This window comes from Sodalis sp. (in: enterobacteria) (assembly GCF_047607725.1).
GTDB lineage: Bacteria > Pseudomonadota > Gammaproteobacteria > Enterobacterales > Enterobacteriaceae > JBLKSS01.
In genome coordinates this window covers 1-10860 of sequence record NZ_JBLKSS010000155.1, presented here as the reverse complement: position 1 = coordinate 10860, position 10860 = coordinate 1, and the positions used below count along the sequence as shown (strand labels likewise).

Below are 10860 nucleotides of genomic sequence, written 5' to 3'. Positions count from 1 at the left end.
CCAATCTTTCTGAACGGCCATTACACCTTTATCAGTGAAGGGAAAGAACTCGATCTGGACGCTATGATTGAGGGACTGACGTTGTCATAAACCGTATGGCAAGTCCGCAAAATTTTGGCGGCTTTCCGCTTACAACCCCAGATTGGTTATTATCGGCAGAAGATCGCGCGGACTACTATATTGAGGTGAAATCCGTGACGTTATTGCAACACCAGTCGGGCTATTTCCCGGATGCGGTAACGCTTCGAGGTCAAAAACATTTACGAGAATTACAGGCAATGGCGGAAATGGGGTATCGTGCGGTGCTGTTTTTCGCCGTGCTGCATTCGGGTATCGACCGGGTGTCGCCGGCCCGCCACATTGACCCCCACTATGCCGATCTGGTATTACAGGCTCAGCAGTCAGGCGTAGAAGTCTTGTGCTATGGTTGTCAGTTATCCCGGCACGGCATGCGGATCCACTCCCCGCTGCCGATAATTATTTCATAGGGCGGTTAACCGCGAAATGGCGTAAAATGCGTCAGTTTTCCAAAGTTTACCGTCGCGCCAAATACGCCTTTCCTGACACCCTTGTCAAGTAGGCGTTATGAATAATTGCCAACCTTAACGTCATCTGCTATTTATAGCGGCCTGTTTTTTTCCCCACGTTGGGGATCACTAGTGCGTGTTAGAAGGAGAAGCAACATGCAAGAAGGGCAAAACCGTAAGACATCCTCCTTGAGCATTCTCGCCATCGCCGGGGTGGAACCATACCAGCAAAAGCCTGGTGAAGAGTACATGAATGAAGCCCAGCTTCTGCATTTCAAGCGCATTCTTGAAGCGTGGCGTAATCAACTCAGAGATGAAGTGGGGCGTACCGTCTCGCATATGCAGGATGAGGCCGCCAACTTCCCCGATCCGGTAGACCGTGCCGCGCAGGAAGAAGAGTTCAGCCTTGAGCTGCGTAACCGTGACCGGGAACGTAAGCTCATCAAGAAAATTGAGAAAACCCTCAAAAAAGTGGAAGACAACGATTTCGGCTTCTGCGAATCCTGCGGGGTAGAAATCGGTATTCGTCGCCTGGAAGCGCGTCCGACCGCCGATTTGTGCATCGACTGCAAGACTCTCGCCGAAATTCGTGAAAAACAGATGGCAGGGTAAGTGTGAACCCGGTTTACTGCGGTGTCGTTTAGGGAAAATCATGACATCGTGGTAGCTGCACGGTTACGCCTTTTTCACCATCATGCCAACCTCTGCCCCCTATATCGGGCGCTTCGCCCCTTCGCCGTCCGGCGCGCTTCATTTCGGTTCCCTCGCCACCGCCCTGGGCAGCTATTTGCAGGCACGCGCCTGTGGTGGCCAATGGCGGGTGCGCATTGAGGATATCGACCCGCCGCGGGAAGTGCCCGGCGCCGATCTCATCGCGCCAACGGTGCGCCAATTGGCGCTCTATCGTCAATTAGGTTATAAAGAACCTGATTATGTCCATCTGCCGCTGGCGCTGTCGCCGGCGGGGCTGAAGCTGTCGAAACAAAATCATGCGCCGGCGCTGCCGATGAGCGATCCCCGGCCGCTGCTGGCGCAGGCGCTAGGGCTGTTAAATCAGCCGCTGCCGCCGCAATGGCGCGCTATGCGCCTTGAGAGTATGTTAAACTGGGCGGTGGACCACTGGCGGCTTGACGCCGTGCCGACCGCGACCGCCCCGTAAGGGACAATGCACCCGCCCATTCTCAAGCTTGGCGGGGTGAGCTATCATTCATTAGCCGCTGTTTTACGTTGTTCCTGTTTATTTGTTACTATTGAGGTGTACTATTTTTACCCGAGTAGCCAACTTCTGCCGCAAGGTGCTCAATCGTGAAAGTGTGGAAACGGCACCAGAGGATAGACGCCCTTTGACGATTATCCCGCGCGACCAGCACTCCATCTCTCGTAAAGAGATCAGTGAAAATGCTTTAAAGGTGCTTTACCGCTTGAACAAAGCGGGATACGAAGCCTATTTGGTCGGCGGCGGCGTTCGCGATCTGCTGCTGGGTAAAAAACCCAAGGACTTCGACATCACGACCAGCGCCACGCCGGAGCAGATGCGTAAACTGTTTCGCAACTGCCGACTGGTTGGCCGCCGTTTTCGGCTGGCCCACGTCATGTTCGGGCCTGAAATTATCGAAGTCGCCACGTTCCGCGGCCATCATCAGGAGCTGGAGCCCGAGGAAGGCGCGACGGGGGCCGCCCTCACCGGCCACAACGGCATGCTGCTGCGCGACAATATTTTCGGCTCCATCGAAGAAGACGCCCAGCGCCGCGACTTCTCGGTGAACAGCCTGTACTACAGCGTGGCCGATTTTACTCTGCGCGACTATACTGGCGGGCTGAAAGATTTACGCGAAGGTACTATTCGTCTGATTGGCGATCCGGAAACCCGCTATCGGGAAGACCCGGTCCGCATGCTGCGCGCGGTGCGCTTTGCCGCCAAGCTGGACATGACTATCAGCCGCGAAACCGCCGAACAGATCCCCCGGCTGGCGGCGCTGTTGCACGATATTCCTCCGGCGCGGCTGTTTGAAGAAGCGCTCAAACTGCTACAGGCGGGCTACGGTGAAGCCACCTACCGTCTGCTGTGCGAATACCAGCTGTTTCAACCGCTGTTTCCGTTGATAAGCCGTAACTTTACCGAGCACGGCGACAGTTATATGGAACAGATGGTGATCCGCGTACTGGCCAACACCGATCAGCGTTTGCGCAACGATATGCGGGTCAATCCGGCTTTCTTATTCGCCACCATGCTGTGGTATCCGCTGTTGGAGCATGCGCAGAAACTGACCCAGGAAAGCGGCCTGTCCTATTTTGACGCTTTCTCGCTGGCGATGAACGATATTCTCGACGAACAATGCCGCCCGCTGGCGATACCCAAACGCTTAACCGCCCTAATGCGCGATATGTGGCAACTTCAGCTGCGGCTGTCGCGTCGCCAGGGCAAGCGCGCCCACAAGCTGATGGAACATCCTAAATTCCGTGCCGCTTATGATTTGCTGACGCTGCGCGCTGAAGTGGAAAACAACGCCGAACTGCAGCGGCTCAGCCGCTGGTGGGGGGAGTTCCAAGTGGCCGCGCCGCCGCGGCAAAAGAACATGCTGACCACGCTTGGTGATGACGCGCCAGCCCGCACCCGTCCACGCCGCCCGCTCCGTCGGGCGCCCAACTGCGACAGCGCCTGATGGAGCGTGTCTGGCTGGCTCTGGGCAGCAATCTGTCCGAACCGCTGCAGCAGGTAAGCGCCGCTCTCGAGGCGCTGGCGAGCCTGCCGCAAACCCGCCTTGTCGCCTGTTCGTCCTACTACCGCAGCCGCCCGCTCGGCCCGCAGGATCAGCCCGATTTTCTGAACGCCGTGGTGGCGCTGGACACCGCCCTCGCGCCGGAAACGCTGCTGAATCACACTCAGGCGATCGAATTACGCCAGGGACGTACCCGCAAGGCGCATCGCTTCGGACCCCGTATGCTGGATCTGGATATTTTGCTCTTCGGCGATCGCATTATCGCCACCGCCCGCCTAACGGTGCCGCATTACGACATGCACAACCGCGAATTCATGCTGTATCCCCTTGCCGAGCTGGCGCCGGAGCTGCGCTTTCCCGACGGCGGCGCGCTAGCCGAGCGACTGCGTCAGGTGCCGCGCAACGGCCTCGTCTATTGGGATGAGGAGCACCGCTACGGCAAGGCGTGAACGCCCTTAGCCCGTCAGGCGCCGACGCGACGCATTAACGCGCGCCGGCGCGGCGTACGGCCTTTAAGCCCCCTTGCCGGGTCACCGCGCACGCAGCGCAGGTCTAGTCAAATACCCAAATGTTTTGTGCGATAAACGCTATACCCCCGGCAAAGCTTCCATTAAAATAAGCCGCCACTCCTTAAGCTGACAGCGGGCGCCCCCGCGGTACAGAGGTTGTATACCATGACCACCATTTCTCATTTGCGCAAATGGAAGCAACAACAGCGCAAATTCGCCTCCATTACCGCCTACGACGCCGCCTTTGCCCGCCTGTTCGCTGAACAGGGGATCAAGGTGATGCTGGTGGGCGACTCCTTGGGCATGACGATGCAGGGCAACGACTCCATGCTGCCGGTTACCGTAGAGGATATGGTTTATCATACCCGCTGCGTGCGGCGCGGCACCCCCTCCTGCCTGCTGCTGGCCGATCTGCCGTTCATGAGCTACGCGACGCCGTCTCAGGCCTATGACAATGGTGCGGCGCTGATGCGCGCGGGCGCCAACATGGTGAAACTGGAGGGCGGCGCGTGGCTGGCCGATACCGTTAGCGGTCTGACCGCGCGGGCGGTCCCCGTCTGCGGACACCTGGGCTTGACCCTACAGTCGGTGAATATATTCGGCGGCTATAAAATTCAGGGTCGCGATCCGGCCGGCGCGGAGCAGCTGCTGGCCGATACACTGGCGCTGGAACAGGCCGGCGCCTAGTTGCTGGTGCTGGAATGTGTGCCGGTGGCGCTGGCGGAACGCGTCACCTAGGCGTTGGACATCCCAGTTATCGGCGCCGGCGCCGTTACCGACGGCCAGATCCTGGTCATACAGGACGCGCTCGGCATCACCGGCGATAGCGCGCCCTCCTTCGCCAAGAATTTTCTCGCGGCGGGCGGGGATATTGCCGCAGCCGTGCGCCGCTATGTGCAAGAGGTTGAAGCCGGCCACTTTCCCGTCGCCGAACACAGCTTTCATTCATGAAGGAGACTCCCGTGCTGATTATCGAAACGCCGCCGACGCTGCGTCAGACGGTTAAACAGTGGCGTCAGGAACATAAACGTATCGCCCTCATTCCGACGATAGGCAATCTGTATGAAGGGCATATGTCGCTGATTGACGCCGGGCTCGCCCGCGCGGATAAAGTCGTGGTGAGCGTTTTCGTCAATCCGATGCAGTTCGACCGACCGGAAGATCTGGCGGCTTACCCGCGCACGCTGCAAGAAGACTGCGAACAGTTGACCCGGCGCGGCGTGGACATGGTATTTGCTCCGGCGACCGCGGTGATTTATCCCGACGGTCTGGCCAGTCAGACCTTTGTCGATGTGCCGCGCTTCGCCAATATCCTGGAAGGCGAAAGCCGGCCGGGCCATTTCCGTGGCGTGGCCACGATTGTCAGCAAACTGTTTAATCTGGTGCAACCGGACGTGGCCTGCTTTGGCGAAAAGGACTTTCAGCAATTGGCGCTTATTCGTCAACTGGTGCGGGACATGAGCTATGATATCGACATTAGCGGCGTACCGACGGTGCGCGCCGCCAATGGTCTGGCGCTCAGTTCGCGCAACGGTTACCTGAGCGCCGAAGAGCGCCGTCTGGCGTCGCCGCTCAACCAGGTGCTTACGCGGCTGGTGGCGCAGCTGTGCGCCGGGGAGCGCCATACCGACGGTCTGCTGGCGGCGGCGGAGCAACTGCTACAGGCCGGTCTGACGCCGGATACGCTGGTTATCCACGACGCCGAAACCTTGCAGCCATTGACGGTCGACAGCCGGCGGGTGGTGGTGGTGTTATTCACCGCCTGGTTGGGTAAGGCTCAGCTAATCGATAATGCGCAAGTGGATCTCATTTCATAACGGTAAGAAGGCTTAAGCTCATGCAACGCACGATGTTACGAGGCAAGCTGCACCGGGTGCATGTCACCCAGGCGGATCTCCATTACGAAGGCTCCTGCGCCATCGATCAGGACTTTCTCGATACGGCGGGGATCTTGGAGTATGAAGCGATTGATATCTATAACGTCGATAACGGCCAACGTTTCTCCACCTATGCGATTGCCGCCGAACGCGGCTCGCGCATCATTTCGGTGAACGGCGCCGCTGCGCGCTGCGCCTGCGATCTGCTGATTATCTGCGCCTATGTGCAAATGCCGGATGAAGAGGCACGTCGCCACGCCCCGAAGGTCGCCTATTTCGACGAGCATAATCAGTTGCAGCGCACCGCCAAAGCGCTACCGGTGCAAATGGCCTGAACTCGGCGCGCCGAAGCACCACCGGTTCAGCCTGCACCACCGCAGGTCAGGCCTGACCTGCGGTGGGGTCAACACGACGCGCAGATTAGGTGCGCAGGCCGTGTCCGCGCTGGATAAGCGTCCAGCACAGCAGATAAAACACCACGATGAAGGCCACCAGCACCGCAAGCGTAAACGCCAGCGGCACGTCGCTGATGCCCAAAAAGCCGTAGCGGAAGCCGCTAATCATATAGACCACCGGGTTCAGCCGCGACACCACCTGCCAAAACGGCGGCGGCAGCGACAGCGAGTAGAACACCCCGCCCAGATAGGTCAGTGGCGTTAGCACGAAGGTCGGGATAATGCTAATGTCGTCGAAACTCTTGGCGAACACGGCATTGAGCAATCCCGCCAGCGAAAACAGCACCGCGGTCAATATCAGCGTCACGAGCACCATCCACCAGGCATGGACCTGCAGCGGCACAAAGAACAGCGACACCGCGGTCACCAGAATACCGACGCAAATCGCGCGCGCCACCCCGCCGCCGACATAGCCCGCGATGATCACATGGGTCGGGACCGGCGCCACCAGCAGCTCTTCGATATTGCGCTGGAATTTGGCGCTGAAGAACGACGATGCGACGTTGGTGTAGGCGTTGGTAATCACCGCCATCATAATCATGCCCGGCACGATAAACTGCATGTACGAGAAACCGTGCATGGCGCCGATTTGCGATCCGATGAGATTGCCGAAAATGATAAAATACAGCGTCATGGTAATCACCGGCGGCACCAGGGTTTGTATCCAGATCCGGGCGAAGCGGTTGATCTCTTTACGCCAAATGCTTTTTAATTCCACCCAATACAGCTGCATCATGTCCGTTGACTCCTTGCTTTGCCGTCCGAGACCAGGGTCACAAATAACTCCTCCAGGCGGTTGGCTTTATTGCGCATACTCAGCACCTGCACCCCTTGGGCGCTCAGCTGGTTAAAGAGGCTGTTAAGGCCCTGTTCACGCATCACCTCCACCTCCAGCGTGCTGGTGTCGAGCAATTGGCTGCGATAACCGTTCAGCTTGGGCAGCGCGCTTTTCGCCGCCAAATCCAGGATGAAGGTTTCGGATTTCAGCTTCGACAGTAGTTCCCGCATAGACGTGTTTTCCACCAGCCTGCCGTGCTGGATGATGCCGATATGCCGACACAGCATTTCCGCCTCTTCCAGGTAATGGGTGGTTAAAATAATCGTGGTGCCGCTGTTGTTCAGATCGCGCAGAAAACCCCACATGGAACGACGCAGCTCGATATCGACCCCCGCGGTGGGTTCGTCGAGAATAAGGAGCTTCGGCTCATGCATCAGCGCGCGGGCTATCATCAAGCGACGTTTCATACCGCCTGAGAGCATCCGGGCACGCTCGTCGCGCTTGTCCCACAAATCTAGCTGGCGCAGATACTTCTCCGCGCTTGCCGCGGCCTGCTTGCGCTCCACGCCGTAGTAGCCGGCCTGATGCACCACGATTTGATAGACGGTTTCAAACGGGTTGAAATTAAACTCCTGCGGCACCAGCCCTAGCTGGCGTTTCGCATTGACGATGTCCTTATCGGTATTGTAGCCGAACACCCGCACTTTACCGGCGGTCTTGTTCACCAGAGCGCTGATAATACCGATGGTGGTGGATTTTCCCGCCCCGTTGGGGCCAAGCAGCGCATAGAAATCGCCGGCTTCCACGTTCAGATCGATCCCTTTTAGAGCCTGTACGCCTCCTGCGTAGGTCTTGGTCAACTGCTCCAACTCCAATGCATATGTCATTTGTGACGGGTTACCTTATTCTAAACGGTTTTCAGGAACTGATTTTAAAACGCCAGCGCTTGGCCTATATTAACCCATCGCATTACGACAGTTACAGGCTATTAACATCGATGAAAGACATTTCAACCCTTATCAGTAACAACCAGGATTGGTCCAAGCTTCTGCATGAAGAGGATCCGGGCTTCTTTGAGAGGCTGTCGCTGGCGCAAAAGCCACGCTTTTTGTGGATTGGCTGTTCCGACAGCCGCGTCCCGGCGGAAAGATTGACCGGGCTGGAGCCAGGAGAGCTGTTTGTGCATCGCAATGTCGCCAACCTGGTTATCCATACCGATCTCAATTGCCTGTCGGTCGTGCAATATGCGGTCGACGTGCTGGAGGTCGAGCATATTATCATCTGCGGCCATTACGGCTGCGGCGGCATACAGGCGGCCATCGACAATCCCGAACTGGGGCTTATCGATAACTGGCTGCTGCATATCCGTGATTTGTGGTACAAGCATAGCTCACTGCTGGGCGAGCTTCATCCCGAGGACCGCGCCAACATCCTCAGCGAGATTAATGTGATTGAGCAGGTGTATAACCTGGGACATTCAACCATTATGCGCTCTGCCTGGAAACGGGGCCAGAAGGTGACTATCCACGGCTGGGTGTACGCCCTGCACGACGGACTGCTCCGCGATCTGGAAATTACCGCCACCAGCCGCGAGACGCTGGAACAGCGTTATCGTCAGGGAATGGCAACCCTGCTGCAGCGCTACGGCAGTTAATTCGGCGGACGTCCGTTTAATCGACGGACGTTCACTTAGCCAACAGCTGTCCTTTTTAACCGACCTGCATACGCCTGACGTTCGCTTAACCGATAGGCGTCCGCTTAACCCATTGACGTCCACTTAACCAACCGGCGTTCGCGTTGTCACCTGGAATCCTGTTATCGCTCCGGCCAATGGCCACGTCCACCCCACATCCAAGCGATTCTGTACAGTATAGACATCTCCACGCTCGGTCTTTAACCGTACAAGCCCTGTCGGGGATGCAGTGTGGCCTCCCCCCAGGTCGACATCGGCAGCGCGGCCGACATTTCTTGCGGTAGTTTCGATAGTAAGGTTCATTGTATTTTGGGATATGGGCAACGTTTTCAAGATACCGGCGTCTATTCAGCAGAAAGCGCCACTATTAAATTAAGAGTAAGAGCTTCGCTCTATCCCTTTCCACCTTCAACTGCGTTAAGTGCTAGTGCAGCTTGGCGGGACGTTCACATGATATTCATTCTTATTGGGGCGTAGAGGTAATAGTTATTTGCGTTGAAGTTTTATTCATACATCTGTGTTATAAAACCATTAAATCTACTACCTGCAAATGTCTTTTACTAAAAGATAGGTAAATTCATGAATGTAAACACAACGCCTAATATTTCAAACACGGCTAGCCTGCAAAATAGACGTCCCAATACACAACCTGGCATCCCTGAACCAATAAACGTCGATAACACTTCTATAAAATTACACTCAGAAGCGCCAAGCAAAAAAAATATAAATGATTTACCACCTGAAATGCTCGAGCATATATTTAAATATATCGGCGAGGACAAATTCAACGTGCGTTTAACCTGTCATGCATTCAACGATGTTGTTGATGAAATTCTTACTGACGATGAATTATTTAAGATCGCATATAGTGAACTCCTGCTTGAATTAGGATTTGATGCAAAATTAATTAATGAACTTATAAAACAAAGCGAAGAAAACAAAAGATTTGTTTTAAAAAATTGTAAAGCTCTGCATAAAGCAGGGTTTGATATGAGTCACATATTAACTCTTGCTAAAAAAAGAAGCTAACATTCAGACTTTTGTATTAAATAATTTTAAAGTCCTACATGAGATGGGGGCTGGCGTGGAGTATATTTATTACCTTGCCACCAAGGACCCAGGGACACAAACTTTTATGGTAGAAAACGGAAATGCACTGCTTAGAATGGGGTTCAGTCTATTTCACTCGCATACTTTGTCGCAAAAAAGTATTGAAGTACATAATTTAATATTAAATAATTTTGATAGTCTACATGAAGCTGGACTGGATCTTGTCAATATTGAATACCTGGCTGGACGTGACGTACGTGAACAGAATTTTGTATTAAAAAACTTTAAATTTCTTCATGATGCAGGCGTCAGGGTGAGCCTTATTTTTTCACTGTCCAGTCAGGAAGAAAAAGTACAGAATTTTATATTGAAAAACGTTAATTATCTCCATGAAGAGGGGTTCGACACGGAATTTATTTTTACTTTTGCTCGTCTAGGAGAGAAAGGCCGGGATTTTTTATTAGCGGAACGGAGTAAAAAGCTTGGTAAAGACTTTAGCAAGCTAAATCTTAACTTCTAAATTACCGTTGCCGATATTGCTAAATGAGCAGCTTCATAGCAACTGACCCAAGAATGACAGAAAATATACTTCTGATTACTAACATGACATGCATAGGGTTTTAAATAAAATTGCTGAGAATGTTTACTCTATAACAGACTTTGATGCACAATCGAGAGTCATGGTATTCTCAATGTCTGTTTTGGCATGAAATTTTAATGTCAAACATGGTCTGTGGTTCAGGATCGACAGGATGTTGTGATTTTTATTGTGGCAACAGCACATACCATGGAGTAACAGCATAAATCTATCTATCCCACAAACCCTCAGTGATTATTGTAATTGACCCGCCCCTAGCGCATCCAGCTGGGTGCGCGGTTTAAAGCGATCTGTTTCCTATTCCAATTACCCCTTAAGGGAACGAAAATTTTCCATTCATGGAGCTAGTTCATTGAAGGCAAATACCTTGGCCGCTTTCCACAGGCGTGCCGCGCCTACCATCCCTGTGGTCTTGCTTCCCCGACCGCCATTCTTCCTGGACGACCTATCGGCTTAGGCGGATTCTACGTAAGCGCCCCGTGGAGGACGTCTTGAATTATTGGTGGGTTGTTGTATGAGACAGTAAACCTACGTTACACGCTTATGCTCATTGCATTTTCACATTGTATTGATTTTAATAACTTTTATTTCCATCCCGGTTTGAGTGATATGAAATTAGTGGTTCTGAAGTTTGTGATAGTGTCCATTAAAAT

At 54.1% G+C, this 10860-nt stretch carries 11 protein-coding genes and 2 pseudogenes; 11 read left to right on the top strand and 2 right to left on the bottom strand.

What is annotated here, in order from left to right; genetic code table 11:
* Window positions 1–140: 140 nt before the first annotated feature.
* The 8 genes and pseudogenes from ACMX3H_RS13975 to panD all read left to right on the top strand — a co-directional run.
* Window positions 141–488, top strand: a pseudogene (locus ACMX3H_RS13975) (DNA/RNA nuclease SfsA); the annotation flags it as partial.
* Between the two features lie 195 nt (window positions 489–683).
* On the top strand, window positions 684–1139 hold the full coding sequence (gene dksA / locus ACMX3H_RS13970) for an RNA polymerase-binding protein DksA (RefSeq protein ID WP_025244526.1): 456 nt from the start codon (window positions 684–686) through the stop codon (window positions 1137–1139).
* A gap of 82 nt (window positions 1140–1221) precedes the next feature.
* Window positions 1222–1686: a glutamate--tRNA ligase family protein gene (locus ACMX3H_RS13965; RefSeq protein ID WP_415211268.1), complete on the top strand. Its 465-nt coding sequence runs from the start codon at window positions 1222–1224 to the stop codon at window positions 1684–1686.
* Between the two features lie 103 nt (window positions 1687–1789).
* On the top strand, window positions 1790–3190 hold the full coding sequence (gene pcnB, locus ACMX3H_RS13960) for a polynucleotide adenylyltransferase PcnB (RefSeq protein ID WP_415211270.1): 1401 nt from the start codon (window positions 1790–1792) through the stop codon (window positions 3188–3190).
* Window positions 3190–3696, top strand: coding sequence for a 2-amino-4-hydroxy-6-hydroxymethyldihydropteridine diphosphokinase (gene folK / locus ACMX3H_RS13955; RefSeq protein ID WP_415211267.1), 507 nt, complete (start codon window positions 3190–3192; stop codon window positions 3694–3696). The genes pcnB and folK overlap by 1 nt, the downstream gene beginning before the upstream one ends.
* Before the next feature lie 225 nt (window positions 3697–3921).
* Window positions 3922–4707: pseudogene (gene panB / locus ACMX3H_RS13950) on the top strand (3-methyl-2-oxobutanoate hydroxymethyltransferase).
* Between the two features lie 11 nt (window positions 4708–4718).
* Window positions 4719–5573 carry a pantoate--beta-alanine ligase gene (gene panC, locus ACMX3H_RS13945; RefSeq protein WP_415211266.1) on the top strand — a complete coding sequence of 285 codons (855 nt, stop codon included), beginning with the start codon at window positions 4719–4721 and terminating at the stop codon, window positions 5571–5573.
* Between the two features lie 20 nt (window positions 5574–5593).
* Window positions 5594–5968: an aspartate 1-decarboxylase gene (panD, locus tag ACMX3H_RS13940; protein WP_415211265.1), complete on the top strand. Its 375-nt coding sequence runs from the start codon at window positions 5594–5596 to the stop codon at window positions 5966–5968.
* 85 nt (window positions 5969–6053) lie between these two features.
* Here panD and ACMX3H_RS13935 read toward each other — a convergent pair whose 3' ends face one another.
* Both ACMX3H_RS13935 and ACMX3H_RS13930 read right to left on the bottom strand, forming a co-directional pair.
* The gene (locus tag ACMX3H_RS13935; RefSeq protein ID WP_415211269.1) at window positions 6054–6821 is read right to left on the bottom strand and encodes an ABC transporter permease; all 768 of its coding nucleotides are present in this window, start codon (window positions 6819–6821) and stop codon (window positions 6054–6056) included.
* Window positions 6821–7753, bottom strand: a complete 933-nt coding sequence (locus ACMX3H_RS13930; protein WP_415211264.1) for an ABC transporter ATP-binding protein — start codon at window positions 7751–7753, stop codon at window positions 6821–6823. Before ACMX3H_RS13930 ends, ACMX3H_RS13935 begins: the two co-directional genes overlap by 1 nt.
* A 110-nt stretch (window positions 7754–7863) precedes the next feature.
* Between ACMX3H_RS13930 and can the strand changes: the two genes are divergently transcribed.
* The 3 genes from can (at window position 7864) to ACMX3H_RS13915 (ending at window position 10129) form a co-directional block, all read left to right on the top strand.
* Window positions 7864–8520 (top strand): carbonate dehydratase, encoded by a 657-nt coding sequence (can, locus tag ACMX3H_RS13925; RefSeq protein WP_415211263.1) that lies wholly within the window; start codon window positions 7864–7866, stop codon window positions 8518–8520.
* Between the two features lie 618 nt (window positions 8521–9138).
* Entirely contained in the window at window positions 9139–9588 is a 450-nt protein-coding gene (locus tag ACMX3H_RS13920) for an F-box protein (protein ID WP_415211262.1), read from the top strand.
* Between the two features lie 55 nt (window positions 9589–9643).
* Window positions 9644–10129 carry a hypothetical protein gene (locus ACMX3H_RS13915; RefSeq protein ID WP_415211261.1) on the top strand — a complete coding sequence of 162 codons (486 nt, stop codon included), beginning with the start codon at window positions 9644–9646 and terminating at the stop codon, window positions 10127–10129.
* Window positions 10130–10860 lie beyond the last annotated feature (731 nt).